The organism is Actinomycetota bacterium (assembly GCA_040905475.1).
Lineage (GTDB): Bacteria > Actinomycetota > AC-67 > AC-67 > AC-67 > DATFGK01.
Genome location: JBBDRM010000061.1, coordinates 12,108 through 38,667 on the forward strand (window position 1 = coordinate 12,108; position 26,560 = coordinate 38,667).

Genomic DNA, 26,560 nt, shown 5'->3' on the forward strand with positions numbered 1-26,560 from the left:
ATGGGTGCGATCTGGATGCGGGTACGGTCGGAGCTGCGGACGTCGCGCCGCTCCGTCTTGGCGCTCGCGATCCTGATCGCGATCTCGGGCGCGGCCGTGCTGGCCCCGCTAGCGGGGGCCCGGCGCACCGGGTCCGCGTATGACCGGTTCCTACAAGCTTCGAACGCGCACCACCTGGAAACGAACGAGGGCGTTCCGGGCCTCGGCTACGACTACAACCTCGACCTCGACGCAGCTGCGAGCTCCCCGGAAGTAGCCGAGGCCGAGATCTTCCGTCTCTTCATGATGTCCGCGCGAACGGACGCGGGCGTCGAGATACAAGCGGGCGCTGAGGCGATCGTCGTTCGCCCATCTCTGTTCGGGAAAGGCACCCTCAGCGTTGCTCGGGTCGTATCAGGGCGGCTCCCCGACCCGGACCGCGTCGATGAGGTGGCGGTGGGCTACGGCCTCAGCGTCCGGGATAGGGAGATCAACGTCGGCGATCGCATAACGATCGACCTCCTGTCCGCCAACGTTCTGACCCAAGGACTCGGCCCCCACGTCAGCGTCCCCCACCAGGTGACTGCGACCATCGTGGGAGTTGTCCTGCTGCCCGGATCGGTACCACCGGCGATCCGCTACGGCCAGATCTTCGCCACCCCGGCGTTCGAGACGGCCTATACCGAAGGTACGGCGAACGCTCGAGGTATGCTGGTGAAACTGAAGCGCGGCTCCGCGGACCTCCCGGCGATCCGAGCGCGCTTCTCTGCGCTGGCCAACGACCTCGTCCAGTTCCTCACAAGCCAGGATATCGATCTCGGCGTCAAGCGCTCGATTGACATCTACGTCGTTGCCCTCCAAGCCTTCGCGGCCTTGGCGGGGCTGGCAGCGCTCTTGATCTTGACGCAGACGCTCGCCCGCCAAGTTGCGCTCGGTGCCGATGACGCTCCGGTTCTTCGATCGCTCGGGATGACCCCCGGCCAGCTCGCAGGAGGGATCCTCATACGCACCACCGTGTCGGTGACGGCCGGCATCGCCGGGACCATCGCGATCGCGTACGCCCTCTCCCCCATCTTCCCCGTCGGAAGCGCGCGCATTGTCGAACCGTCTCCCGGCTTCTCGGCGGACGCCTTCGTACTCCTCGGAGGTGGAGCGGCGCTGCTCTTGCTGATCGTCGCGTTCGCGATCCCTCCAGCGTTGAGCGCGGCTCGGCGCGCGGCGCGAGAGCCGAGCGCAGGCCAGCCGGAGGGTCAAGCCGGTCCGTCGCGGATCGCCGCGTGGCTATCGGGCGGCGGCGCGCCCGCGAGCATCGTCGCCGGGATCCGGCTGGCGCTCGAACGCGGCCATGGACGCACGGCGACGCCGATACGGAGCACCATTCTCGCTTCAGCGGTGGCCGTCGCGTCGATCGTCACCTTGGTCTCGTTCGGAACGAGCCTGCGTCATCTGGTCGACACGCCAAGACTCTACGGCTGGAACTGGGACAACATCGCGGGGAACCCGTACGCACCGGACCTGTCGAAGGAACTCGTCCCGGTGCTGAACGACCTTCCGGGCGTCGCGGAGTTCTCCGGCGGCTCGACGAACGTGCGGCTGCAGATCCCCCGCGAAGGCGGATCGAACCTCGATGTGTCCGCGCTGGCATTGAGCGCGCGCAGCGGCGAGGTGTTCCCCCCTGTGATGGAGGGGAGATGGCCGGTCGACGACGATGAGGTAGCGCTCGGCACCGTCACGATGCGCTCCCTCGATGTCGAGATCGGCGACCGCATCGAGATCATCGCCGGCGACGCCCCCTTGCCGATGACGGTGGTCGGGCGGACCGTCTTTCCCGTGATCGGGGATCAGTACGGAGGCGAACTCGGCCGTGGGATCGGATTCACGATCGAGGGGCTGCGTCGCATCGTGCCGAACGCGCTGGAGAACTTCTTCCCCGTCAGATTCCAGCAAGACTCCGGCTACACACAACTCCCTGAAGAATCTCGACGCCTCTTCTTCTTCGGGAACCTCTCCGACCTCGTGGGGTTTGGGAAACCGGTTGATCTCGACAACCTCTCGAAAGTGGAAGGCGCTCCGCTGGCACTTGTCGGCCTCGTCGCGCTGCTGGGAGTCGCGACGATCGCGCATGCACTCGCCACATCGGTTCGCCGTCGGCGGCGCGACCTCGCGATCTTGAAGACGCTGGGATTCGTCAACGGCCAGATCCGTGCCGCGGTCATCACGCAAGCGACGACGCTAGCGCTCTTGGCTCTGGTGATCGGCATCCCGCTAGGCCTGGTCGTTGGGCGGTCGGCGTGGCTCGCCTTCGCCGACCGGCAGGGCGTGGTGCCGGAAGCAGTGATCGGCTCGTGGGCGGTCCTCGCGCTGGTCCCCGCAACGATCGTGCTCGCGAACCTCGTCGCCGCGCTGCCCGGCCGGGCCGCGGCACGGCTCGCGCCCGCTACCGTATTGAGGACGGAGTGATCCCATGACAACGACCGCAGAACGAACCAGGGTGGGCGGCGGAGCCGCAGGCGACGCTGCATCCTGGCGCTCGGGCGCCGGACTCTTCCTCGGCGCGGCCGTGACGGCGCTGGCCGTCTGGAGTCTGACGATCGCGCTCGACCCGGATCCGAGCGCCGAACAGATCGTCCGGGCAGCGTTGCTGGCGACGTGGGGCGTGTGCGGAGGCATCGCGGCGACGCGGCATCGCGGCGATCCCACCCCCCTGCTGCTCCTCGGTGGCGCGTTCGTCGCGGGGGTCGCGATCCTCGCGGCGGAGTCGCTCGCCGAAAACGATCCGATCCTCGGGCGGAGCGCCGCCGAGATGCTGCGAGCCCTCGGGCTCGCGGTCGCACCTGCGTTCGCGTTCCACGCGCTGCTCGGCATGCCGGTCGGAGAACTACGCAGCTCTGCACGCCGGACGCTGGCCGCCATCGGATACGCGGTCGCCGCTGCTGTCGCCGTTGTCCTTATCGCCCGCCGCCCTGAGATCCCCATGTGGCCGGTGGTGCTCGAGATCGCGCTTTTCGCGATCATCGGGGGGCCGGCTGCCGTCACTCGCTATGAGCGAGCCTCGATCGGCGAGCGCCGGCGGATCAAATGGCTCGCCTGGTCGGTCACCGTCGCAACCGGGATCGCCGTCGCGGCGGCAACGCTCCAAGCGCTGGTGTCCTGGCCGGAGCCGGTTGCGGCGGTCGCCGCCGGGGCAACCGCCATCATCCCCATCGCGTTCGCGGTCGCCGCCTTCGAGCGGCCCTCGATCGTGGTCGACCGGCTGCTGCTTCACACGATCTCGCTCGCCGGGCTCGTGGGTCTGGTGTCGATCGTGTACGTCGCGATCGTGCTCGGGCTCGGGCGCGTGCCCCGTGAGAACGAACGAACCCTGCTCGTGCTGTCGATCCTTGCCGCCGGCGTCGCGGCGCTGCTGTACGTGCCGACCCGGGAGCGGCTCCAGGGTGTGGCGACGAAGCTCGTTTACGGCGAGCGTCAAGCTCCCGACGAGGTGATCCGCACCTTCGGCAGCCGCATGTCCAGAGCGCTCCCGCTCGACGAGCTGCTGCTGCAGATGGCCGAGTCGCTGCGGAAGACATTGCAGCTCGACGTCGCCGAGGTCTGGACCGGGAGCGGCGGCACCCTCGAGCGCTCCGTTTCGGATCCGAGCCGCCCGCCGGCGCGTATCACGCTCGGCGCATCGGAGATGTCCGTCGTCGCTCGGGCCGGGATCTCCGGTCCGGCGTGGCTGAAGGTCTGGATGCCGGCCATGCTCGGCCCCGAAGACGATCATCTGCGCGTCGCTCCGATCACCAACGCCGGCGAGCTCCTCGGCATGATCGTGGTTCGTCGCCGCAGCGATCGCGGAGCGTTCGACGAGGAGGAGGAGCGCATCATCACCGAGCTCGCGCGTCAGGTGGGCCTCGCGCTTCGCAACGTGCGGCTCGACTCGGCGCTGCAAGCCTCGCTCGACGAGATCCGCCAGCAGGCGGCGGAGCTGCAGGCATCGCGCGCGCGCATCGTCGCCGCCGCCGACGCGGAGCGCCGGAAGATCGAGCGCAACCTTCACGACGGCGCTCAGCAGCGGCTCGTCGCGCTGGCCGTCAACCTGCGTCTCGCACGACAACTCGCGGCTTCGGCCCCAGACGAGGCCAACGCGATGATGGAACACCTCAGCATCGAGATACAGGAGACACTCGAGGAGCTGCGCGCGCTGGCGCACGGCATCTACCCGCCGCTCCTCGCCGACCGCGGCCTCGCCGAAGCGCTCAAGGCTGCGGCCGGCCGCTCCACGATCCCAACGACCGTTCACGCCGAGGGTCTGGCGCGGTTTTCCGCGGAGATCGAAGCGGCGATCTACTTCTGCTGCCTTGAGGCGATGCAGAACATCGGCAAGTACGCCGGCGAGAATGCGACCGCCGATCTCCGCATCCGTCAGGAGGCCGGCGCGCTCCTGTTCGAGGTGGTCGACGACGGCGCCGGATTCGACGTGGCCACCGCCAAGGCCGGCGCGGGATTCACCAACATGAACGACCGCGTCGGCGCGATCGGCGGAAGCCTGCGGGTCGAGTCGGCTCCGGGCAAGGGCACGAAGGTCTCAGGGACCGTGCCGGTGGGCTGAGGATGGGTGGACTGGCTAGCCGCGCCAGACGGCGTCTCCGCCCGACTCCCAGAGCGACGTTAGAACGGCCGGCTCGAAAGTTTCTTTTGAGATGAACGCAGCCGCCCCACACGTTCGGGCATCGGCCGGCAGATCGCTCTCCTTGATCGTGGAGACCAGGAACCCAACCGTTTCCGGGCGCGCCGAGGTGATCCGGCGCAGCGCTTCGATCCCGTCGATCCCCGGCAGGTTGATGTCCATCAGGACCAGGTCGGGCTCGAGTTCTGCGGCGAGCTGGACCGCCTGCTCCCCGGACTCGGCCTCCCCCACGACCTCGAATCCGGGCGTGACACGGACGACGGTCTTCGCCGCGTTCCGGAACGGCAACTGATCGTCGACGACGAGGACTCGCACAGCCTTTACCTCCATCCGCACATCATCCTCGCGCCGATCGCGCCCGTTGACAGGTGGGTGGGCCGGTGAGCTTGGGGTGGGGCTAGCCCCCCTCGTCGGAAGGCCCCTCGGAGAGGAAGAGAAGCACCGCCTTCACCCGGCGGTGGACCTCCTTCTCCTCGGACAGACCGAGCTTGCTGAAGATGCTGTTTATGTGTTTCTCGACGGCACGCTCGGTGAGGAACAGGGAAGCGGCGACCGACGCGTTGTTCCGCCCCTGGGCCATCTCGCCCAGGATCTCCCGCTCACGAGGCGTCAGCCTGGCCAGCGGCGACTCCGCGGCCCTGGAACGAGCCGCCACCAGGACCTCGACCACCTTGGGATCGATCACCGATCCGCCCTTCGAGACCTCCCGGATCGCTCCGAGCAGCTGCTCGACGTCTGAGACCCGCTCCTTCAAGAGGTAGGCACGGCCGGAGGAGCCCTTCTCGAGCAACGCCAGCGCATATCCGGGCTCGGCGAACTGGCTCAGCACCACGACGCCACACTCGGGGTGGGTTTCGCGGAGCCGTTCCGAGGCCTGGATCCCCTCGTCCGTGTTGGTCGGGGGCATCCGGATATCGGTGACCACGACATCCGGCTTGTGCTCGTCGACCGCCTTCTCGAGCGAGGGGAGGTCCTCCGCGACCGACACCAGCTCGATGTCCGGCTGCGACTCGAGCAGGCGGCTCACGCCCTCGCGGACGAGGTAGTTGTCCTCGGCAAGCACCACGCGGATCGACATGGACGCGCGCAAGGATAGCGCAGGGTCTCGAAGTATCGGATTGCATCCCCGTTTCACTTTTGGCCCGGAAGGAACCCGTGCTCTGCTGCGGAAACCCTTCGTGGGGTCGGGCGAGGCTTGGTATCCGTAGCAACTTTTGCCTAGTCACGCTCGTTCCATCACCGGAGCCGCCCCCGAGGCGGCCGGGGCAGGGAGCCGGATGGGACGTCGTTTTCCAGCAGCTCTGGCCGCCGCGGCAACGGCGGCGATGCTTTTCGCGACGTCATCCTCCTCGGCGTCGACCTCACAAGAGTCGGACTTCGTCTCCCGGATCAACGCCGAGCGGAGCGCTCGTGGGATCCCCACCCTCGCGATGAAGAGCGACCTCGCCGCGGTCGCACGCGACTGGGCTGAGCACATGGCGGCGGCCGGATCCATCTCCCACGACCCCAACCTTGCCGACAAGGTCTCCGGCTGGACCGCGCTCGGCGACAACGTCGGCAAGGGCCCCACCGTCTCCTCGATCCACAAGGCCTTCATGGAGTCGGAAACCCACCGCCACATCATCCTGGACACCGACTTCAATCAGGTCGGCGTCGGGGTGGCCTCGTCGGGCGGCACGCTGTACGTCGCGCAGGTCTTCGCCCGCCGCGCGAGCGGCTCGGTGCCCAAACCTGTCGCGAAGCCGAAGGCGTCCGCCCTGCAGTCCCAGCACACGGCGCCCGTCGCCGCAGAGATCGTGACGCTCACGGGCCGTATCTGGTCGATCGACCTCACCGCTCCCCCGATGACCGTCGACGTGCTGATGCAGTTGCTCGAGCTCGACGCCTGACCTGGTTCCACCGTCAGATCGAGCAAGATCCCGCAGGGCTCGCGATCCCGTCGTGTCGCGATCCGATCCCCTCCCCAGCGTGTTAGTTCTTGCGGCCATGGAGGACATTCTTCGTCGTCTGCCGCCGCAAGAAACCGTGGACGCCCGACTCGCGCGTATAGCCGCAGCGCAACACGGTGTCTTCTCACGGACAGATGCCCTCCGCGCAGGAGCAACTCCACGCATCATCAGATGGCGCATCTCTACGGGCCGGTGGGACACGATGTATCGGGGGATCTATCGATTGTCCGGCGTGCCCGCGTCGTGGCGACAGCACCTGCTGGCGGCATGTCTCTCGCTCGGTGACGAAGCTGCGGCCTCGCACCGCGCCGCCGCTCGGCTCTGGCAACTCACCGGAGTGGAGTTCGGGTCCTTGGAACTGAGCGTCCCCAGGGGCGGCCGTCGTCGTCGCCAAGGATTGATACTCCATGAAGTTCCGCTTGCGTCCATTGACGTCACCTTGCTCGATGGGATCAGGACGACCTCCCCTACCCGAACACTGATCGATCTCGCATCGGTTGTCTCGACCGACATCGTCGAGGAGGCTCTTGACGACGCGCTGCGACGGGGGCTCACGAGCGCACCGCGCCTGCGTTGGCGACTTTCAGAGCTCGGCCGACAAGGCCGCTCCGGGATCTCCCGCATCCGATGGGTCATCGAACAGCGTCTCGATAAGCCCGGCGTTCCTCAGAGCGTCTTGGAAACCCGGCTGTTGCGGCTGCTCAAACGCGCCGGGCTTCCGCTGCCCGAATGCCAGTATGAGGTCCGCGAGCGGGGGCGGTTGCTCGCGATCCTGGACTTCGCTTACCCGGATATCCGTCTGGCGATCGAAGCCGATGGGTACCGGTGGCATTCGGGCCGGGTCCGATGGGAGAGTGACCTCGCGCGTCGCAACGAGCTGACCGCACGCGGTTGGCGCGTGCTCCATGTGACGTGGAGCGACATGGAGCGGCGCCCGTCGAGCGTCATCGCCGCGGGCGCCGCCGCCATCGCCCAGCCTTAAGACGCGGGAGTCGGGCAGGACACTCCCAAGGGGCGGCGAACCCTGCACGGGATGCGACGAACGCTCCTAACGGCCGCGCTCGCTTCACTCGTCGTGGCGCCGGCCGCCCTGCCGCATCCGGCGCTGCTCGGCCTCCAGCCCGTGCGCATCACCGTCGATGCATCGCTGCCCACCGGCCCCATCAACCGGAACCTGGTCGGCCTGGACTGGAAGCTCGGCACCGGCGACGGCGTAGACGATCTGCATCCCAACCTGGCGCGGGCGGACATCGCGTTCCAGGTCGCCGCCAAGCAGGACGGCTCGTTCGACTGGAGCTTCGGGGACGCGTGGGTCGCCGAGGCGAAGGCCGCGGGTGCCGAGCCGATGCTGATCCTCAACTACATGCCGCCCTGGCTCGCTCAGACCTATCCGGGTGATCCGCGCGACCCGACAAAGGTGCGGCCTAAGGACTTCACGGAATGGGAACGCATCGTCGAAGCGGGCGTCGAGCATTTCGCCATCGAGCACGGCGTCCGCTGGTTCGAGGTCTGGAACGAGCCGGACTGGGCCGGGTTCTGGCAGGACTCCCCCACCGCGTTCCTGGAGACGGCGAAGCACACGGCGATGGCCGTGCGCCGGGTGGAGCAGCGGACGGGGATCGATCTGATCTTCGGTGGTCCTGCCTGTCTCTTCCCGGATCCGATCTTCATCGCCGGGTGGCTCGCCATGATGCGTTCCCTCGGGATGCGTCCCGAGTTCGTCTCGTGGCACTACTACGGCAACTATCCGTTCGTCGGCCCCGACGGCCGCGAACCCTCGCTCCCGGAGCCGGTCCATGTCGCGCTCGGCCATCGCAACCCCATCGGCGGCGTGTTCCCGTTCCCGGTCGGCATCGAGATCGTGCGAGCGCTAACGCGGCACGCGCTGGCCGGAACCGGCTGGGCGGACCCCGAGTTCATCATCGACGAGTGGAACGTCTCCGCCGGCGGGTTCGATCTGCGTCACGACACCCACGAGGGCGCCGCGTTCGACGCCGGTGTGCTCGCCGAGTTCCAAAGCACCGGCCTTGATCGCGCGGCGTTCTTCATCTCGGCCGATCCCTACATCTCCTCGCCGGAGGTCAACCCTTCGGGCGCCGAGTTCGCCGGCGATTGGGGGCTGGTGTCCTGGAAAGGTACGCGCAAGCCGGCTTGGTGGACGTTCTGGTTGTGGCAGCGCATGGCCCCCGAGCAGATCACCGCGGCCGGTGGGTCGGCCACCGACGTCTTCTGGGCGGTCGCCGCGCGTGATCCCGCGAGCGGCCGGCTGACGGTCATGCTCTCGTCGTTCCTGGCGACCGGCGCGCACCCACACGCCGTCACCCTCGCCCTGTCGGGCCTGAGGGCAGAGGCGTACACCGTCGAGGTCCGCCGCCTCGACCCGGCACACGCATCGGCGGCCACCCCGGCGGAAACGTTCGACGTCGCCGGCCCGGCGACGACAACGACGATCCTGCTGCCCGCGAACTCCGTCGCCTTCGTCGAGCTGTCCCCAGCCTGAGCCGGGCGGACGGCGGGGGACGCTCAGCCGTAGAGCGACTCGAGAATGTCCGGAAGCGTACCGGCGGGACGGTCGTTCCGAGTTCTTGGTCACCGACATCGGCGAGGAGCCGCTGATGGTCCTGCCCAAACGCTCGTCACGGCCAGTGCGCCCCGATGTAAGGGTTGGGATTCTCCCTCGCCCACTCGTCCAGACGAACGGCGAGATTCCGGGCCAGTGATCCGCGACGCGGGAAGCTCGACTTGAGGACGAACAAGACCGGGACGCAAGGCCGGTTCTGGCTGAGACGCTGCGCGAGCATAGTCGCGTAGTCCGCGACGTTCTCCGTCACAAGAAGTCGACGATCGGCAACCGCGTAGTCGAATACCTCATCGTCGGGGCGACCCGCCAGTTCGACGTCACCGACGGTGACGGCGTCATGCCCTCGCCTCACAAGCTCCTGCGCCGCCTGGGGCGGGAGCATCTCGTCGAGCAACCATCTCACGACAGCAATCGCTGCCGACGATCGACGAGCTCACGCTGCCGATCCGCCGTCCTTTGGTCCACCACCATGCGCTCGTCGATCTCGTCGGGGAAGGCCACATAGAAATCGATCGCCAACCGGATCAAGGCCGGGGCGAGGCCCGTCTCGTGAGCAACGCGCCTGATGCGCTGCTCTTCACGACCACTGGCCCGCTGAAGATCGCGGATGATCTCCCAGACGTCGGGACCGCCTGCGACACCTGCCCGCCGACCGGTGGGCCCGTCCCTGTAGACGATTCCCGCGAAACGCCTCGTCTTAACCCCTTCGTCGAGGAGACTCGAGACAAGTCCCGACATCGATTGCCCCTCAGAGGCGGCCATCGCCTCGATACGAGACATGAGCTCGTCGGGCAAGCGAAAAGACGTGGGTCGCGCCATGGTGATCACTCCGTTGTGATACGTACCACTACAATGTATCACAGTCGGGGTAAGACGCGGTCGGCCCATCCTTCGGAGAGACTCGCGGCGCCTCCGATAAGGGACGCGCGAAATATGCTTTCAGACTTGGTAAAGGACCTCGATCTCGTCGGAATACTTCTTGTTGATCACCCGTCGCTTGAGCTTGAGCGTGGGCGTTAGCTCCTCGCTCTCCTGCGTCCATTCGGACGGCAGGATCGCGAACTTCCGGATGTTCTCGACTCGAGATACCTGCCCGTTCACATCGTCCACCGCGCGCTGGATCTCGGCTCGCACGGCGGCGTTCGACGCGAGCTCGGCGATCGTCGACGCTTCGATCCCGTTCGACTTCGCCCACACCGGCGCCACTTCGCCGTCGAGCACGATCAACGCCGTCAGATAGGCCCGCCGGTCGCCGATCACGCACGCCTGCCCGATCAGCGGATGCTGCTTGAGACCGTTCTCGAGATTCGCCGGCGAGATGTTCTTGCCGCCGGCGGTGATGATCAGCTCCTTCTTGCGATCGATGACCCGGAAGTACCCGTCCTCGTCGACCGACCCGATGTCGCCGGTGTGCATCCAGCCCTCATCGTCGATCGCCTCGGCCGTCTTCTCGGGATCCTTGTAGTAGCCCTTCATCAGATTCCCGCCGCGGGCCAAGATCTCGCCATCCTCCGCGAGGACGACCTCGACGCCGGGTGCCGCCGGGCCGACGCTGCCGATCTTGATCCGCTTCTCGCCGTTCGCGGTCGCGACGGCCGTCAGCTCGCTCATCCCCCAGACCTCGGAAACGCGGATGCCGAGCGCGTGGAAGAACTCGATCACCTCGGTCGAGATCGGGGCTGCGCCGACGAGCGCGACCCGCAACTGATCGAGTCCGACGCGCCCGCGAACGGCTTGGAGGATCGGAGCGACGGCGTCGTAGCGCGCGCGGAGCTCTTCGGAGGGCTCGACGCCCTTCTGCTCGTGCGCGACCATCTCACGGCCGACGTCGACCGCGTCCTGAACCATCTTCTTGATGTTCTCGTCGGGCTGCGCCGCCAGCGCCGCGTGCATCCCCGCGTAGAGCTTCTCGTACACGCGCGGCACCCCGACGAACAGCGTCGGCCTGTTCTCGATGAGGAAGAGCAGCAGTTGGCTGATGTCGGGACAACAGATAACGGTCCCGCCGAACAGCAGCGGGTTCCAGTGAGCGCCGGTGCGACCGGCCGCGTGCGCGAGCGGCAGGTACGAGAGCCCGTGGTCGTCCGCCCGGAACTCGTACACGCGACGGGTCATCTCGAAGTGCCAGATGATGTTCCGGTGCGTGTCCATGACCGCCTTGGGCGGTCCGGTGGTGCCCGACGTGTAGATCAACGTCGCGAGATCGTCGGGTGTCACCTGCTTCCACGAATCGTCGAACGCGCCGGGGTCGCGCTCGGCTTCGGCGGCGCCGTCGGCGAGCACCTCGTCCCACGACACGACCCAATCGGTCGCGGCTTCATCGGCGCCGTTGATCAGAACGATCTTCTCGATCAGCGGCAGCTCTTCACGCACCTTCAGGAAGTGCTCGAGGAAAGCGACGTTCTCGACGATCGCGATCCGCGCACCGCAATGGTTGGCGATGTAGCAGATCTGCTCGGGCGACAACGTGTTGTAGAGGCTCACCGGTGTGGCCCGTGCGTGAACGATGCCCATGTCGACCACCGAGTGCTCGGGGATGCAACGCGCCTGGATCAGCGCGAAGTCCCCCGGCTTCAGCCCCAACGCGCGAAGTCCGAGCGCGGCGTTGCGCACGCGCTTGCGGTACTCGCTCCAGGTGAAGGCATCGTAAGTGGCGTCGCCGGTTCGCCAGCGGAATGCATCGAGATCCGGATACGCGGCCGCGGTTCGCTCGAACTCCGAGCAGAGCGTCTTGCCCTCGGCGGCCGCGTCGATCTCGGCCCGTTCCGCCAGGATGTCCCGCGTCATCGCATCCTCCCTCACCCGTGTCCGGCCAGAAGCGTAGGGGCCGGGCGCGCCGGGCGACAAGGGCGCCTGCTAGGTTGGGCTCCCAGAGCCCGGCGCGTAAACAGGAGGCATCACATGTCGGTCGTCGTAATCAATGCCGTTGAAGTGCCGGCCGAGCGCCGGGAAGAGTTCGAGGCGCGGTTCGCCGCCCGCGCCGGCCAGGTGTCGAAGGCCGACGGGTTCGAAGCGTTCGAGCTGCTCCGCCCCAGCGGCGACGAGAAATACCTCGTGTACACGCGCTGGCGCGGCAAAGCGGATTTCGAAGCGTGGATGAGCTCGACGTATTTCGCGGACGGCCACGCGCAACACAAGCAGCAGGGCCCGGTTTCGACCGCGAGTGAGGTGTGGACGTTCGAAGTGATCGAGTCGGAACGCGCATAGTCGCTGGTCCGGCTCGGTGCCGTACGCACCCCGGCAGCGTGTCTATTCGGTGACGCCCTTCTAGAATCCGCGGACGTGTCTACGACGGAGCGGAGCCGCTCTCTCGCCCGCGCCGGGACGGGCGCTTTGGTGGCGCTGCTTTTCGTCGCACCGCTCGTGATCATGGTGACGGGGTCTTTGCGCCGGCCCGGTCTCCCGCCTCCCCGATCGCCGGAACTCCTTCCGCGCCCGGTTACCGTCGAGGGCTACCGGGAGGCCTTTCGCCTCTCGCCCTTGGCGAGAGCGATGGGGAACTCGCTCTTCGTCGCGTCGGTGTCCGTTCCGTTGGCGATCGCCACGTCCTCGCTCGCCGGATTCGGCATCGCTCGGATGCCGGACCGGCGACGCCGACGACTCGTCGCGATCGCCGTCGTGCTTCTGACCGTGCCGGTGACAGCGCTGTGGATCGCGCGATTCGCCATATTCAGATCCGCCGGCATCCTTGATACGCCGTGGCCCCTCATCGCGCCCGCGCTCATGGGCGGCAGCCCCTTCGCCGTCCTGCTCTACGTGTACGCGTTCCGACGCATCCCGGACGATGTCTACGAGGCGGCTCGTCTCGAAGGCGCCTCTGCGCTCAGGGTGTGGCGGCGCATCGCGATGCCGCTCGTTCGACGGACGACCGTCGTCGTGGGGATGCTCGCCTTTCTGGCAGCGTGGAGTAACTTCATCGATCCGCTTCTGTATCTCCATACCGAGTCCCGGTACACGGCCCCGCTCGTGCTCCGGTACCTCGAGCAGCTCGGTCCGACGAACTGGCCCGTCCTTCTGGCGGGATCGGTGATCGTGACGGCGCCGGTCGTCCTGGCCTTCCTCGTCGTACAGCGGCGCTTCCTGCAGGACGAAACGAGGATCGGGTGAGCCGGTCGCTCAAGATCCTCGTGGCCTTCCTTTTCTTCGTCCTCACCGCATGCAGCGCGGATGGTCGGGCCGACGGGTCGCTCACCGTGCAGATCTCCGGCAGCCCCGACGAAGCAGAGTCCTATCGGGTTCTGGCCGGCGCGTTCGAGCGGGCGTCGCCCGGCGCGAAGGTAAACCTCGTCGTCGTCCCGAACCCGGGAGATCACATCGCAAAGCTCGTGACGTCGTTCTCGGCTGGGAGCCCGCCCGACCTTTTCCTCATCAACTACCGGCGTTTCGGGCAGTTCGTCGACCGGCAGGTTCTCGAACCGGTCGGCCCGATGCTGGCCGGCAGCCAACGTCTGCAAGAGGAAGACTTCTACCCCGAGGCCCTCGACTCGTTCCGACGAACCGGGGTCGTCCAGTGCATGCCAACGAACATCTCGAGCCAGGTCGTCTACTACAACAAGAGGCTGTTCGCGCGGGCGGGACTCGCGACTCCCCGGGTGGGGTGGCGCTGGTCGGATCTCCTGGCGTCCGCGAAGCGGCTTACCGTCGACACGAACGGGGACGGAAGAACCGACGTGTACGGCCTCGGTGTGGAACCGACGCTGGTGCGAGTCGCTCCGTTCGTCTGGCAGGCGGGCGGGGAGGTCGTCGACGATGTGGTCAACCCCACCAAGACTACCATGCTCGGGCCCACGGAGCTCCGGGCCTTGAAATTCTTCATCGAGCTGAGGCGCGTACACCGGGTGGTTCCCAGCCTGGCCGAATTCGAGTCAGAGGATCTGGAGGCCCGCTTCGCGGCCGGTCGTCTCGGCATGCTCATCGAGTCGCGACGGGTGACCCCTACGCTCCGAGGCGTGCCGGATCTTGACTGGGATGTCGCGCCGCTACCGATTGATGCGGAACCGGCGACCATGCTGCATTCCGACGCGCTCTGCATGGCGAAGGCTTCGAAGGTCAAGGATCTCGCGTTCCGTTTCATCGAGTTCGCGACCGGCCCCGAGGGCGCCCCGATCCTCGCACGCACGGGCCGGACGGTTCCGTCGCACATGGCCGTGTCACGCTCCGCCGACTTCCTTGCCCCGGGCCAACCGCCGGCGCACGCGCAGATCTTCCTCGACCAGATCCCTCTCATCCGACGCTTCCCCAACATCGGGACATGGAACGAGATCGAGACGAAAGCCGATCCCATCGTGGAAGAGTGGTTCTTCGGGAACGAGCGCATCGAGGCCCTCGGCATCGAGATCGACATCGCGACCCGCGAGCTGTTCGCCGAAGCCCGGCCCGCGCCGTCCCCGTCCTAACCCGATGCCGAGCCTCCGGCTTGACGGCGTCTCGAAGTCGTTCGGCGCGGCCGCGGCGCTCCGCGAACTATCGCTGGAGGTCGGTGACGGAGAGCTCCTCGTCCTCGTCGGGCCGTCGGGATCGGGGAAATCCACGACCCTGCGAGTCATCGCCGGCCTCGAGGCGCCCGATGCCGGCCGCATCCTGGTCGGCGATCGAGACGTCACGGCCGTACCGCCGAACGACCGCGACGTCGCCATGGTGTTCCAGAGCTACGCGCTGTTCCCGCACATGAGCGTCCGCGACAACCTCGCGTTCGGACTTGCGACTCGACGCCGGCCAGCGGAAGAGATCCGAGAGCGCGTCACGACGGTCGCCGCTTCGCTCGGCATCGCCGAGCTCCTCGACCGGCGGCCACGCGAGCTGTCGGGTGGAGAGCGGCAGCGGGTTGCGCTCGGCCGCGCGATGGTCCGCCGGCCGGCGATCTTCCTTATGGACGAGCCGCTCTCGAACCTCGACGCCCAGTTGCGGGTGGCGACGCGGGGCGAGATCGTCCGCCTCCAGGCCGGTCTCGGAACGACGACCGTCTACGTCACGCACGACCAGAGCGAGGCGCTGTCGATCGGTCATCGGGTCGGCGTCCTTCGCGCCGGCGAGCTGATCCAGCTCGGCACGCCGCGCGAGGTCTACGACGAGCCGGCCACAACGTTCGTGGCGTCGTTCATGGGGAATCCGCCGATGAACCTCGGCGAGGCTCATCGATCCGGAGACCGAGCACTCGTCTGGGGTTCCGTGACCGTCGCCGTGAACAACCTTCCCCGCGGCGAGCGGTTCGTGCTCGGCGTGCGGCCGGAACACGTCCACATCGAAGGCTCCCGGTGGTCGGCGACGAGCCGCGCCGATGGAACGTTCGACGCGCTCGTCGATGTCGTGGAGTCGATCGGCGACCAGATCCTGCTCGAGCTCGACGCCGGCGGGCGCCGGCTGATCGCACGGGTCGAGCCGTCGTTCCCGGCGGTGTGCGGCGACCGCGTCCGCGCGTGGCTGAACCCGGACCGGCTGCATCTGTTCAATCCGGAGACCGGCGCGGCGATCCGGCACGGGAGCGGCGGATGAACCGCTGGGACCGCCACCTCCGTCGGATGGCCGTGCCGCTCTTCGCCGCGGCCGCGGTCCTGGTCGTGCTTCCAGCACTGATGACGCTCGGGCTCGCGTTCACGGACTACGACGGCCTGAGCAGCCCTAAGTGGTCGGGGCTGGCCAACTTCCGGCGGATGATCGGCGACGACCTCTTCTGGACCGCCTTGTGGAACTCCCTCATCTTCGCCGCCATCGCGGTGCCCTTGCGGCTCGGCGTCGCGCTCGGGACCTCGTTACTCTACGCGCGCCGCCGCCGTGGCGTCGGAGCCGAGCGCGCCGCCGTGTACCTGCCCAGCGTCGTCCCCGACATCTCCTACGCCTTGCTGTGGCTCTGGGTCTTCAACCCGCTCTACGGACCCTTACCGCTGCTCGCCGGGATGCTCGGCTTCCCGGTCACCGAGTGGCTCCTCGGTCCGTGGAGCGCGCGCTTCGCGATCGTGATCATGAGCCTGTTCCAGGTCGGCGAGGGTTTCGTGGTTGCCCTGGCCGCACGGAACGACATCCCGAACGACCTCTACGAGCTCGCCGCGATCGACGGCGCGCGGCCGCTGTGGATGTTCCGCCGGGTGACGCTGCCGTTGATGGCGCCCGTGCTGACGCTGCTGGCCGCGCGCGACATCGTCTACAGCTTCCAGGCCAACTTCGTGCCCGCGCTCGTGCTGACCGACGGCGGGCCCTTCTACGCGACCACGTTCCTTCCGCTGTACACGTACCGGAACGCGTTCGAGTTCTTCCGATTCGGCTACGCGGCATCGATGACGCTCGTCATGTATCTGGTCACGCTGGCGCTCGTGGGCGTGCAGCTCAGGGTCGTCCGGAGACGCTGGGCGGCGTGACCCGGTCGGTCCGGATGCTTACGAGTACATGTTCTCGAGAAAGTCCGGAAGCCATACCGGCCCGCCCGGCGCTATGAGATCCTCGTTCAGACCCTCGATCGACAGCCCTTCGCTATCCGATCGCGTCATCGTCCATGACGATGTCCGGTCAGTGGTGACGCCCGCTCGGCGTCTCGAACTCGCAACGTGAACCCGATGCGCGAGTGAGTCGCGTATCCAACGTCACGAGCCGAGATCCGAGCGACTCTGCGAGCGCCACATACCAAGCGTCGTACGCCGTAAGCGAACCGCGCAACTCCCACACACGCTCTGCGACCGGCTCGTAAGCAAAGAGCTCGACGCGGAGCTGCAGCAAGTCAGCGTGCGCCAGTGAAGCGACGTCTTCGCTGAGATCCCGGGCAAGAGCGGAGCGCCTCAGGATGTTCGCCGCCTCCACCGGCATGAGGTGGGGAGCAGCCAACGGCTCCGACACCAGCAGCGCCTCCGCCCATCTGCCGTCCGGTCCGCCGTCCACGAGTGCGGCGACGACGGCGGATGAATCGACGACCAGCGTCAACGCCGATCGGCGTCCCGGTGCCGGATGATGCGCTTTCGCGCGAGGCGGCTTCCGGTCGCCGCTTTGCGTTCCCGCGCTCTCGCCATGACGTCTTCTACGGTGGGGCGCCGGGCCAGGTCGACGAGCTCTGCCCGCAATTGCTCTTGGAGCGACCGGCCGGCTCGCGCCGCTCGCGCCGCGAGCACGTCGCGCACGTCGTCAGGCACGTTTCGGATCGTTATCGATACCGCCATGATCTGCATTATGCATGCAGTGCCTGCATCTCGTCAAACACCACGGACGGATGGAAGGCGTGGCCTCAAGAGCATGCTTCAGACTTGATAGAGGGCCTGACGAGAGTCCAGTTCGGTACCGGGTTCAAAGGCGCAGATACCGGGTCGAACTCCGAGGGAACGATCAGCAGCCCGACGTGCTTCCACTCTCACTCCCCCGGGGCGCCTGGTCCCGCAGATGGGACGCCTGTCGGGAGTGCGGCTCCACCGCGAAGCCCCATGCAGGCGGCGGCTTATGCGCCACGTGCGCGGCGAGACGCTTTTCCAGGAGAAAGAGAGGCGGGAAGAGGTCGCATGAGAGCGAATATGAGCGCCGACGAGCGGCGCGGCGTACCAGCGGCGGCACCCCTAGGCCTATCCTGCGGGCCCGCCGCCCTCCAGAGCTCATAGCGTTCACTCTCCGTCCGGGCCACCCCCGAACCCGTACCGCCGGCTCTCGATCGCGTGCGCGAGGCACTCTCGTTGGACCGCACAGGACCGGCACATGGCTTACGCGACATGGGCGTACTCGTCCCCAACGGGGAAGAACTCGTTCTGGTCACGAAGCACGACCAGGTGTCCAAGGGAACCGGGTGCGATGGAGCCCATCGCTCACGGAATGGAGCCATCCAGATATCCCGGCACGGTTCATAAGCTGGAATGGGAATCTATCTGGACTCATTCCCATCGTTGCCTGATTTGGCCGCCCTGTCCTTCCTGCGCAGCCACCAGCTGCCGACGGTTATCATACCGACGCCTAGAAGGACGATCCCGACCACGCCGAGCAGCCCGTCCTGACGCCACACAGCGACTGCATAGACGATGCTAGCCGCTAAGAACGCCCAGTTGATTCGACGTCGCGCGTTCATTGCCGCTGCACGGATACTAGGCTGAAACCGAACCCGGATGCACTGAGCATCCAACTGACGAACGAAAGCCCCTCGGCAACAGCGTACCACCCAGCTGTCTTCGCAACCGACCAACCGGCCGACAGCGTCCGTGCGATTCCGGTGACCGATCCAGCGTAGTGGGCTTGGAGCAAGCGGAGACCCGCAACAGCCTCGTCAGTCATTCCGAGCCCGCGCGCTGCGTTTGCAGCCCCTTGGAAGACACTTCCCGTGCCGGACAGTAACGCACCTACAGCGTCGAGGAGAAGCCCCGTGCGCGACAACCGCCCTCCCGCGTACAGGGCCGTTCCTGTAATCAGACTGACCGCAGACGCTCCAAGGGTGACACCGCCACACACGGCACCGAGCGGCGAGCCGAGAAACAAGGCCGCACATAACCCTGCAGCACCTGCCACATAGTTGCCTATCTTGTGGATCACATCGACGATGTCCCAGGCGTGATTTTCGATCCAGGACCAGGCCCGGCCGGCCGCGTTCTTCACAGCGGTCCAGGCGTCGCCGAAGATGTTCGTCCCGAACGGATCCGTCAGATTGAGAGGCTGTTCGCCACGTAAGCGTAGAGATTGGCGCCGCCGCCTGCGAACTCGAGAGGGTCCTCCGAGATGAACCTTCCCGTGACCGGACTGTGGGAGCGCGCCCGATAGTGATACAACTCCGCCGCGTCGCCCTCACGGCCGGTGAACTGATACGGCGCCCGTGAGCGTGGCCTTGCCGAACGGCTCATAGGTGTAGGAGCGTGGGGTTCGGGAGGTACGAACAACAGAGCTCAAGGTGGCCATACTTGCACAAACTCAAGGCCCCTAAGTCCGGATACGCCCACAATTTCGATGAACGGATCAGTAACATAGATGAGTCCGCGAGGCATCTGGACCAGTTTAAAGACGAGAGCCTCTCCCAGTTCCGATGCCCGAAACGCGTGCTTTCGGATCATTAGGACTGCTCCCGTATCCGATGCTCTCACCAACTCCGATTTGCTCTCGTCGAGAGCATCAATCAACCGAGTCACATTGAGTATCCAGAACTCTCCGTCCTCGCATTCCAGGCGCAAGATCTCGCCATATGACTCCAACCGAGGCCCGATCCTGTCTCTTGCTGAACGGCTCATCAACAGCATGTCTCCCCCTGAACATGCTGGGAAATCAGTCAATCTAAGACGCTCGCCTTTTTCGGTTGCCATTAGTCTCTTCATCTTGACCGGCCTCCATGACTCGACCCGTGACTGGCCGTCAAATCGAAGAGATTCGAAGTCTGCATCGTTGATCGGCAAGAGCCACTCGAAGCCTTCGCTAAAGCGAAGCCTGTACACGTTTGGAGATTCCATCACGGGAATCCTCCAGAGCTGAGCGCTCGCCCGATGCTATTCAGGATGTCGATGACCTGCTGTCTCGATGTCGCATTGCTAAGTGCTTCGTTACCTGCCTGATAGTAGGCAGACGTATGTACACTGTGGTGCATCGCGGCGGGTAGAAACACACCATTTACTGCATCATTGATCCCAACCCCAAAGCGTTGGAGTACGGCACGTGCAGCGGCCGCCTGCGCAGCAGATCCAGCAACCATATGATGCGCTGCTGATCCAGCCGGGCGCACCTGCCCTGCGGCTTGAAGGGCGCGTGCAAGTGCCCGGGACGATGGAGTCACCAATGCTAACCCCGCTGCACGCGCACCCATAAGCCATGACGCTGCCCTGGGTGAAAGGAGGCTGATGCCTCGTAGCACGAGCCCTGCACAAGTGGCCGAAGCGGCGACGCAGATCGCAACGAACGTGACGCCAACAGCAATCTCCCAAGCGTGGTCTGCAATCCAGGACCAGGCTTTACTCGCGAGAGACTTGATCCCACTCCACAGGTCGCCGAAGGGGTTGGTTCCGAACGGATCCGTTAGGTTGAAGGGGCTGTTCGCCACGTACGCGTAGAGGTTGGCACTGCCGCCGGCGAACTCTAGGGGATCCTCCGAGATGAACCGGCCCGTGACCGGACTGTAGAAGCGAGCCCGATAGTGATTCAGCTCCGCCGTGTCGGCCTCACGCCCGGTGAACTGATACGGGTTCGTGGACGGGGCGCCCGTGAGCGTGGCCTTGCCGAACGGCTCATACGTGTAGGAGTTGGTGATCGATCCGGCCGCATCTGTGAGCGCCACGGTCGATCCCAGGGCATCCGCCAGGAAGCCGGTGGAGAGGCCACCCTCGGTGCGCGTGAACACTTCGTCTAACCCGCCCGAGAGAAGATTGGCCGACGGAGAACCCCCTGCCAGCTCTTGGACGAGATTGTCCCCGTCATACAGAAAGCCGGTTGTGTCGCCCGCGATCGTCTTGGCCTGCCGGCGGCCGAAGGCGTCGTAGGTGAAACTCGCCGCCGTGACGCCGGAGATGCCAGCCAACTCTCCCCGGGCGTTCCACGAGTAGGTGTTCGACCCGTCACCGGTCAGATTCCCCGCCTGATCGTAGGTGAACGCCTGCCCATCCCACGCGGTCAATTGATTCGCGGCGTCGTAGCTCGCGGACGAAACGGGTGAAGGAAGCGACACCCGGGCGAAGCTACCCGACACAGTCGAGCGAAGCCCGGCGGCGTCGTAGCCGTAGGCCAGATCCCCAAGCGGGACGCCGTTGGCATAGGTGAGAGAGGTGAGGCGAGAGGCGTCGTCGTAGCCATACGCGGTGGTGACGCCGTTGGGCAGCGTCAGAGAGGTTCTGCGGTCCGCGTCGTCGTAGCCCAACAAGACGCTGGCCGTACCCTGGTTGATGCCGATCAGCCGGCTGGCATCGTCGTAGGCGTAGGAGAGCTGAGGCTGGCCCGCCACGGTCATGGTCGCCCGGCGATCCGCAGCGTCATACGTGTAGGAGACGCCCCCCTGAACAGTGACCTGCGAGGTGAGTCGGTCCAGCGCGTCGTAAGCCATCTCGATCGATCCGCCTACCGAATCGGTCGCCTCCGTGAGACGATCCGCGGCATCGATCCCATAGCTGATCGTGCTCTCGTAGGTGGCCGAGCCCCCCGAGCCGACGGTTCCGAAGCCCGTGAAGGTCCTGCGCCCCAGAGGGTCGTACCCCAGGGTGGTTACCTTGCCCCGCCGGTCCGTGAATCGAGACAGGCTCCCGGCGGCATCGTAGTCGCGTGTGTCCGCCCGCCCGAGGGCGTCCGTGCGCGTCTGCAAGCGATCCATCGGATCGTACGTGTAGGTTGTTGCGTTCGACAGCGGATCGGTGAACAACACCAGGTTGCCGTCCTCGTCGTAGGCGAGGGACGTCTGGTTCCCCAACGAGTCGCGCACGCCGGTCAGGCTGTTCAGCGCGTCGTAGGTCCCCCGGACGCTGACCCCACTTGCTGGGATCGTCTCCGCCGTCCGGCCTCCCCCGTCGATGAAATAGCTCGTGGTGTTGCCCAGTCCGTCGGTTACCGCGACCGGATCGGCGAGCTCATAGGTGATCGTCGTTTGGTTGTCCAGTGCGTCGGCGATCAAGGTGACCTGGCCGGCTGGGTTGGTGTCGATGGTCGTGGCGTGTCCCAGAGGATCAGTCGCCACGGTCCGTGTGGCGCTCGGGTAGGCGATCGTCGTCGTATGCGATAGCGGATCCGTGACGCTGGTGAGCCGGCTGTACTTGGGTTCATACGTGAACGCCGTGGTGACGGCGTCGGCGGTACCCAAGGCTCGGGTAACGCTTTTGACGTTCCCGAAAACATCGTACGTCAACCTCGTGTGTCTGCCGAGCGGATCCGTGACCTTGGTCAGGAAACTCGTCCCGACCTGTCGTTCGAAGCTCCAGGTCCGCTCCTCGGGCGTGCCCACTGCCTGAACATCGGTGATCGTGTCGCCGTCGGCATTGAAGCTGACGCGCTCAATGATTCCGCGCGGGTCGGTGACCTCAGTCTGAGTGACGTTGCCGCTGCTATCGGTCGTGTAGGCGAACTCCCAGACACCGCCGGTCGCATCCGTTTGCCTGACGACGCGGCCCGAGGCCGGATCGTATTCGTTCGTGATGAACACATGCCCACGCGGCGTCTTAGCGGTGACGAGCTGGTGGGAGGAGTTGTACGTGTATTCGGTCACGCCATCTTTCGGGTCGTGGACCTGGAAGAGCCGGCCGCCCGAATCGTAGACGTAGTCGACCTGGCGGCCGAGGTTGTCCCTGATCCAGTCGATACGGTTCGCGGAATCGTAGTGGAATTGCAACCATCGTCCGTTCGGCGAGCGAACGTAGGAAATGTTGCCGGCCTGTCCTCCCGAGCGCACGATAGAGACCTTGTTTCCGAAGCGATCGCGGATCGCCTGCAGCGGAGCGGCTTCGCCGAAGACGAAGACCGTCCCGTCTCTCCGAGTGAGATCCCACCCAGCGCCGTTCCACACTAGCCTGGACTTGTAGAAGGGACCGGATATCCCTGAGGCCTCAAACACGGCGTCGAAGAACTGGTTGCCGGCAGTGAGCCGGTTATATTCCACCCGCGTTCCGTCGGCGAGGATAAGCGAGGCGGTCTGGTAGGGGTTCGAGGTGATCAGATAGATGTCGTAATCTTGGGATCCACTGATCCCGAACTCACGAGCGACGCCATCGTTCGAACGATACGAGCGTGTCGCCTGGATCGGGATGACGTCCGGTAGATAGAGGTCCGTGTGCTGGATCGTCTGAGTACCCGTGTTCAGGTCGACGGGATCTCCTCGGCTATCGCCGTTCCGCCTCTTCTTGCCCGGATTCTTTCCGCCCATCCGAGGCTTCGAGATCATGTCTGATGTGAACGACGTCAAACGCGTGTCGGGGTCAGGAATGACCTGCTCGCCGTCATCGGTGACTGTGCCTTGGCCGTAGACGTACCAACCGCGATCGCTCGCAGGGTCGTACCGCCAGAAATCGACCCGTCCTCCTGGCCCTACTCCTACGTATCCCGGGTTCGGATAGATGAGATAGGCGCCCGGCGCGCTCACCTGCATACCGCTGGGCTGGATCGTGTAGTACAGAGGCACCAAGACGTTCTCGGGAGTGGGGAACGCGGTCCTCGTCACCGGGATGGGCGTGATGCTGATGGACGTGACTGGATCACCGTTTTCGTCCGTTACCGTGGCTCCCTTGGGGATGTGCAGCTCGAGTCCAGGGATCTTGGGAGTCGTTACGACGATCTCTTCCTCGGTCGGCGATGAGATCGGAACTGCGTGTGCCGTGTCGATCTCCGTCAGATAGCTGGTCCATGGAAGCAGGTTCGTCTGCTTCGCCAGGACGGTGATGCCGACGCTGTACCGACCGTAGTCTTCCTTCCCTCGGATCTTTCTTCCGTCGATCTCGAGTTGAACGAACCCAGCCTTCAAACGCGTGAGCAGGAAGTCCGGGAGAAGGAAACCTCCTGGATGGGTCTTGCAGGACCTCGTCGGTGACTTGCTCGGTGAAGACGAACGATTCGTCGGAGAATTCGAAATACGCGGACGCGAGCGACTTGACGACGCACTCGCCGTGCTCTTCACGAAAGGCAGCCACTTGCTCGGGATCGTTGGTCACCAGCGTCGGCGGAACATTCAAGCCGACCCTGATCGCAGCCCGGAGTTGCTCGATCTTGTTCTCGGCGCGACGGGACGCCCAGAGTGGATTGACCCAAGCGATTTCCGGCCGATCGGCCGCGGATACGAAGGCGCGCCATTGCGCTCGCTGAACGAGCGACTCGTCGACATCCAAGACGGAGTTGGACGCCCGATTCAGGGCGAATTGTCGCCACCACACAGCACGTACCCAGCGGAGGTCGGGCGCTTCATGCTGGGGCGACCAGGCCCAAGCCCGTCCGGCTGTGGCCTCCTCGATGTTGAGGCGGCGGAGACTGACACGCTCCGGGTCGATTCTCCGGATGACTTCGTCCGCCGAGAAGTCACGTTGGTTCGAGAGGATGAGCAGTTCCGGTCTGGCGCTATTCGCTCTTCTGGTCCTCACCGGTCTCAAGGTCCGCCTTCTTCGAGTCCCTCAGCGCCGAGGCCTCCCAGCTCGCCACCCAGCGGCCGTTCTCAAAAACCATGGTCGTCTGGGTTACGGGATCATAACGAACCGCGGGAATCTCCCCTCGCGGTGTGCGCCGCGACGCAAGCCGTCTCAGGAGCGTCCGGAATTCTGACCCAGGCTCCATTGAACCGCCTCCCTCCCACACCGCCTCGTAGATACTCGTCAGAGTCAGTCGGCCACACCAAGCGTCGTTATAGCAACATGCGATCAGTGGAAAGTACTCAACGGTACATCGACTCGATCGTGTCGGCGTACTTCTGCGTGATCGCCTTGCGCCGAACCTTCATCGTCGGCGTCATCTCGTCGTGCTCCTGAGCGAAGTCGCGCTCGAGCACGATCCATTTCTTGATCTGCTCGACGCGGGCGAGGTTCTCGTTGACCTCGGCGACGGCGACCTCGATGAGCTGCCGGATGTCGGGGTGGCGACTCAGCTCGGCGAAGTCGGAAAACGGGATCCCCTTCTGCTCGGCGAACTGCGAGACCTTCTCCTGATCGAGTGTGATCAGCGCCGTCAGGAACGGCTTCGCCTCGCCGATCAGCACGACCTGGGAGACCCACGGCGAGTGCTTGAGCATGTTCTCGATCACCTGCGGGGCGATGTTCTTCCCTGCCGCGGTGATGATCAGGTCCTTCTTGCGATCGGTGATGCGCAGGTAGCCCTTCTCGTCGAACTCACCGACGTCGCCGGAGTGCATGTATCCCTCGTCGTCGATCAGCTCCGCGGTCGCCTCCGGGTTTTTGTAGTAGCCGGGACCGACGTTGCCGCCCCGGACCAGGATCTCGCCGTCCTCCGCGATCTTGACCTCCACCCCGGGCAGCGGCGGGCCGACGGTCCCGATGCGGATCGCGTCCGGCGGGTTGATCGAGGTCGGGCCGTTGTCCTCGGTCTGGCCGTACACCTCGGCCACCGGGAGTCCGATCGCGTGGAAGAACCGCAGGATCTCTGCGTTGATCGGCGCCGCGCCCGACACCAGCGCCTTCGCCTGATCCAGCCCGAGCGCGGCACGCGCGATCGCGAACAACCGCGCGTCGGCCTGTTGGTACTTCTCCTCGAGCTCCGGCGGGAGCGAGGTGCCGGCCTGCTGCGCCTCGACCCGCTTCAAGCCGAGCTGCAACGCCTGCTGCGCGGCGTCGCGCTGTTCGTCGGGCAGGCCGTCGAGCAATGCGGTGATGCCGGCGTAGAACTTCTCCCACACGCGCGGAACCCCGAAGAAGATCGTCGGCTTGCACGCGCCGAGGTCCTCGCGCAGCGTGTCGATCGACTCGGCGAACCAGGTCTCGCCGCCGCCGTAGATGTGCGTGAAGTGGCCGACCATCCGCTCGGCGATGTGAGACAGCGGCAGGTACGAAAGCTTCCGCTCCTCCGGCGTGACGTGGAGGATCTGGTCGAGCGATCCGCAGGTCCAGACGATGTTCGCATGGGTCAGCATCGCGCCCTTCGGGGGGCCGGTCGTGCCCGACGTGTAGACGAGCGTCGCAAGGTCTTCCGGCTTGATCTGCGCGAGGCGCTCGTCGAAAGCCTTCGGGTTCGCGTCCGCGTGCTTGAACCCCGCCGCGAGGAGCTGATCCCAGCTCATGACGAAATCGTCGAGCTCCACTCCGGTGGGGTCGAAGATGATGACCTTCTTCAGATCCGGCAGCTCGCTCTTGGTCTTCATGACCTTGTCGAGCTGGCCGGCGTCCTCGACGAAGATCGCCCTCGACTCCGAGTGGCCGGTGATGTAGGAGACCTGCGGGGGCGAGTTCGTGACGTAGATCGGCACGGTGATACCGCCGGTCGCCTGGGTGGCGATGTCGGCGACGTGCCATTCCGGCCGGTTGAGCGAGATGAGCGCTACCCGGTCGCCGCGTTCGATCCCGAGGGCGAGCAGGCCGTTGGCGGCGCGCCGGACGAGCTCCTCGTACTCGCGCCAGGTGATCCCCGACCATTGGCCGTCGCGCTTGACCTTGAGGGCGTCGCGGTCCGGGTGAACCTTCGTCCGCTCGAGGAACGTGCTCACGATCGTGTCGCCCATGACGGCTCCCTCCGGTGCGTTCGTGTGGGGTCTTTGTATAGCCCGGCGCGCGGCCGGCTGGCAATGGGTCAGGTGCGGTCGAGCATCTCCACATAGCGGGCTACGACGTCGTCCCAACGGTGGTTCGCCTCGACGAACCGGCGGCCGGCTTCCCCCATCGCGCGGGCACGAGCCGGGTCGCCGAGCAGCTCGACGAGCCGCTCGGCGAGTACGCGGTGATCGCGGCCGGGGACGACGAACCCCGTCTCGCCGGGGACGACGGCCTCGGGGGCGCCGCCGGAATCGCCGGCGATCGCCGGCCGGGCGCAGGCCTGCGCCTCGAGGTAGAC

21 protein-coding genes are annotated in these 26,560 nt (G+C 65.9%); 10 read left to right on the forward strand and 11 right to left on the reverse strand.

What is annotated here, in order from left to right; genetic code table 11:
* Positions 1-2,439 carry an FtsX-like permease family protein gene (locus tag WEB06_05560; protein MEX2555080.1) on the forward strand — a complete coding sequence of 813 codons (2,439 nt, stop codon included), beginning with the start codon at positions 1-3 and terminating at the stop codon, positions 2,437-2,439.
* Positions 2,440-2,443: 4 nt separating this feature from the next.
* Positions 2,444-4,570 carry a histidine kinase gene (locus tag WEB06_05565; GenBank protein MEX2555081.1) on the forward strand — a complete coding sequence of 709 codons (2,127 nt, stop codon included), beginning with the start codon at positions 2,444-2,446 and terminating at the stop codon, positions 4,568-4,570.
* 15 nt (positions 4,571-4,585) lie between these two features.
* Here WEB06_05565 and WEB06_05570 read toward each other — a convergent pair whose 3' ends face one another.
* Together WEB06_05570 and WEB06_05575 are read right to left on the reverse strand one after the other, a co-directional pair.
* Positions 4,586-4,978, reverse strand: a complete 393-nt coding sequence (locus WEB06_05570) for a response regulator transcription factor (GenBank protein MEX2555082.1) — start codon at positions 4,976-4,978, stop codon at positions 4,586-4,588.
* Positions 4,979-5,045: 67 nt separating this feature from the next.
* Positions 5,046-5,726 (reverse strand): response regulator transcription factor, encoded by a 681-nt coding sequence (locus WEB06_05575; protein MEX2555083.1) that lies wholly within the window; start codon positions 5,724-5,726, stop codon positions 5,046-5,048.
* 199 nt (positions 5,727-5,925) lie between these two features.
* On the opposite strand from WEB06_05575, the gene WEB06_05580 reads away from it, so the two are divergent.
* The 3 genes from WEB06_05580 (at position 5,926) to WEB06_05590 (ending at position 9,097) form a co-directional block, all read left to right on the forward strand.
* A complete protein-coding gene (locus WEB06_05580) occupies positions 5,926-6,537 on the forward strand; it encodes a CAP domain-containing protein (protein ID MEX2555084.1) in 612 nt (203 codons plus the stop codon).
* A gap of 97 nt (positions 6,538-6,634) precedes the next feature.
* The gene (locus tag WEB06_05585) at positions 6,635-7,579 is read left to right on the forward strand and encodes a type IV toxin-antitoxin system AbiEi family antitoxin domain-containing protein (GenBank protein MEX2555085.1); all 945 of its coding nucleotides are present in this window, start codon (positions 6,635-6,637) and stop codon (positions 7,577-7,579) included.
* A 51-nt stretch (positions 7,580-7,630) separates the two neighbouring features.
* Positions 7,631-9,097, forward strand: a complete 1,467-nt coding sequence (locus WEB06_05590; GenBank protein ID MEX2555086.1) for a hypothetical protein — start codon at positions 7,631-7,633, stop codon at positions 9,095-9,097.
* A gap of 136 nt (positions 9,098-9,233) precedes the next feature.
* On the opposite strand, the gene WEB06_05595 is transcribed toward WEB06_05590, so the two are convergent.
* From WEB06_05595 to WEB06_05605, 3 genes are all read right to left on the reverse strand, one after another.
* Positions 9,234-9,581 (reverse strand): DUF5615 family PIN-like protein, encoded by a 348-nt coding sequence (locus tag WEB06_05595; protein ID MEX2555087.1) that lies wholly within the window; start codon positions 9,579-9,581, stop codon positions 9,234-9,236.
* Positions 9,578-9,997, reverse strand: coding sequence for a ribbon-helix-helix protein, CopG family (locus WEB06_05600; protein ID MEX2555088.1), 420 nt, complete (start codon positions 9,995-9,997; stop codon positions 9,578-9,580). Before WEB06_05600 ends, WEB06_05595 begins: the two co-directional genes overlap by 4 nt.
* Before the next feature lie 120 nt (positions 9,998-10,117).
* The gene (locus WEB06_05605) at positions 10,118-11,965 is read right to left on the reverse strand and encodes an AMP-dependent synthetase/ligase (GenBank protein ID MEX2555089.1); all 1,848 of its coding nucleotides are present in this window, start codon (positions 11,963-11,965) and stop codon (positions 10,118-10,120) included.
* Between the two features lie 114 nt (positions 11,966-12,079).
* Between WEB06_05605 and WEB06_05610 the strand changes: the two genes are divergently transcribed.
* From WEB06_05610 to WEB06_05630, 5 genes are all read left to right on the forward strand, one after another.
* Positions 12,080-12,385, forward strand: coding sequence for an antibiotic biosynthesis monooxygenase (locus WEB06_05610; GenBank protein ID MEX2555090.1), 306 nt, complete (start codon positions 12,080-12,082; stop codon positions 12,383-12,385).
* A 75-nt stretch (positions 12,386-12,460) separates the two neighbouring features.
* Positions 12,461-13,285, forward strand: coding sequence for a carbohydrate ABC transporter permease (locus WEB06_05615; protein MEX2555091.1), 825 nt, complete (start codon positions 12,461-12,463; stop codon positions 13,283-13,285).
* Entirely contained in the window at positions 13,282-14,574 is a 1,293-nt protein-coding gene (locus WEB06_05620; GenBank protein MEX2555092.1) for a sugar ABC transporter substrate-binding protein, read from the forward strand. The genes WEB06_05615 and WEB06_05620 overlap by 4 nt, the downstream gene beginning before the upstream one ends.
* Before the next feature lie 4 nt (positions 14,575-14,578).
* Complete coding sequence (locus tag WEB06_05625) at positions 14,579-15,670, forward strand: ABC transporter ATP-binding protein (protein MEX2555093.1); 1,092 nt, start codon at positions 14,579-14,581, stop codon at positions 15,668-15,670.
* Positions 15,667-16,530, forward strand: a complete 864-nt coding sequence (locus tag WEB06_05630; protein ID MEX2555094.1) for a sugar ABC transporter permease — start codon at positions 15,667-15,669, stop codon at positions 16,528-16,530. Before WEB06_05625 ends, WEB06_05630 begins: the two co-directional genes overlap by 4 nt.
* A 148-nt stretch (positions 16,531-16,678) precedes the next feature.
* On the opposite strand, the gene WEB06_05635 is transcribed toward WEB06_05630, so the two are convergent.
* The 6 genes from WEB06_05635 to WEB06_05660 all read right to left on the reverse strand — a co-directional run.
* Entirely contained in the window at positions 16,679-17,086 is a 408-nt protein-coding gene (locus WEB06_05635) for a type II toxin-antitoxin system VapC family toxin (protein ID MEX2555095.1), read from the reverse strand.
* Complete coding sequence (locus WEB06_05640) at positions 17,083-17,292, reverse strand: hypothetical protein (protein MEX2555096.1); 210 nt, start codon at positions 17,290-17,292, stop codon at positions 17,083-17,085. Before WEB06_05640 ends, WEB06_05635 begins: the two co-directional genes overlap by 4 nt.
* A gap of 1,719 nt (positions 17,293-19,011) precedes the next feature.
* Complete coding sequence (locus WEB06_05645; GenBank protein MEX2555097.1) at positions 19,012-19,566, reverse strand: DUF1629 domain-containing protein; 555 nt, start codon at positions 19,564-19,566, stop codon at positions 19,012-19,014.
* On the reverse strand, positions 19,566-22,682 hold the full coding sequence (locus tag WEB06_05650; protein MEX2555098.1) for an RHS repeat-associated core domain-containing protein: 3,117 nt from the start codon (positions 22,680-22,682) through the stop codon (positions 19,566-19,568). Before WEB06_05650 ends, WEB06_05645 begins: the two co-directional genes overlap by 1 nt.
* A gap of 1,755 nt (positions 22,683-24,437) precedes the next feature.
* The gene (locus WEB06_05655) at positions 24,438-26,231 is read right to left on the reverse strand and encodes a long-chain fatty acid--CoA ligase (GenBank protein MEX2555099.1); all 1,794 of its coding nucleotides are present in this window, start codon (positions 26,229-26,231) and stop codon (positions 24,438-24,440) included.
* 68 nt (positions 26,232-26,299) lie between these two features.
* Positions 26,300-26,560: glycosyltransferase (locus tag WEB06_05660; protein ID MEX2555100.1), on the reverse strand; the 261-nt coding region annotated here is incomplete at its 5' end.

Bases quoted from the DNA above. Each gene is read 5' to 3' on its own strand.
- WEB06_05560 (MEX2555080.1), top strand. From the start codon at position 1: ATGGGTGCGATCTGGATGCGGGTACGGTCGGAGCTGCGGACGTCGCGC.
- WEB06_05565 (MEX2555081.1), top strand. From the start codon at position 2,444: ATGACAACGACCGCAGAACGAACCAGGGTGGGCGGCGGAGCCGCAGGC.
- WEB06_05570 (MEX2555082.1), bottom strand. From the start codon at position 4,978: ATGGAGGTAAAGGCTGTGCGAGTCCTCGTCGTCGACGATCAGTTGCCG.
- WEB06_05575 (MEX2555083.1), bottom strand. From the start codon at position 5,726: ATGTCGATCCGCGTGGTGCTTGCCGAGGACAACTACCTCGTCCGCGAG.
- WEB06_05580 (MEX2555084.1), top strand. From the start codon at position 5,926: ATGGGACGTCGTTTTCCAGCAGCTCTGGCCGCCGCGGCAACGGCGGCG.
- WEB06_05585 (MEX2555085.1), top strand. From the start codon at position 6,635: ATGGAGGACATTCTTCGTCGTCTGCCGCCGCAAGAAACCGTGGACGCC.
- WEB06_05590 (MEX2555086.1), top strand. From the start codon at position 7,631: ATGCGACGAACGCTCCTAACGGCCGCGCTCGCTTCACTCGTCGTGGCG.
- WEB06_05600 (MEX2555088.1), bottom strand. From the start codon at position 9,997: ATGGCGCGACCCACGTCTTTTCGCTTGCCCGACGAGCTCATGTCTCGT.
- WEB06_05605 (MEX2555089.1), bottom strand. From the start codon at position 11,965: ATGACGCGGGACATCCTGGCGGAACGGGCCGAGATCGACGCGGCCGCC.
- WEB06_05610 (MEX2555090.1), top strand. From the start codon at position 12,080: ATGTCGGTCGTCGTAATCAATGCCGTTGAAGTGCCGGCCGAGCGCCGG.
- WEB06_05625 (MEX2555093.1), top strand. From the start codon at position 14,579: ATGCCGAGCCTCCGGCTTGACGGCGTCTCGAAGTCGTTCGGCGCGGCC.
- WEB06_05630 (MEX2555094.1), top strand. From the start codon at position 15,667: ATGAACCGCTGGGACCGCCACCTCCGTCGGATGGCCGTGCCGCTCTTC.
- WEB06_05645 (MEX2555097.1), bottom strand. From the start codon at position 19,566: ATGGAATCTCCAAACGTGTACAGGCTTCGCTTTAGCGAAGGCTTCGAG.
- WEB06_05655 (MEX2555099.1), bottom strand. From the start codon at position 26,231: ATGGGCGACACGATCGTGAGCACGTTCCTCGAGCGGACGAAGGTTCAC.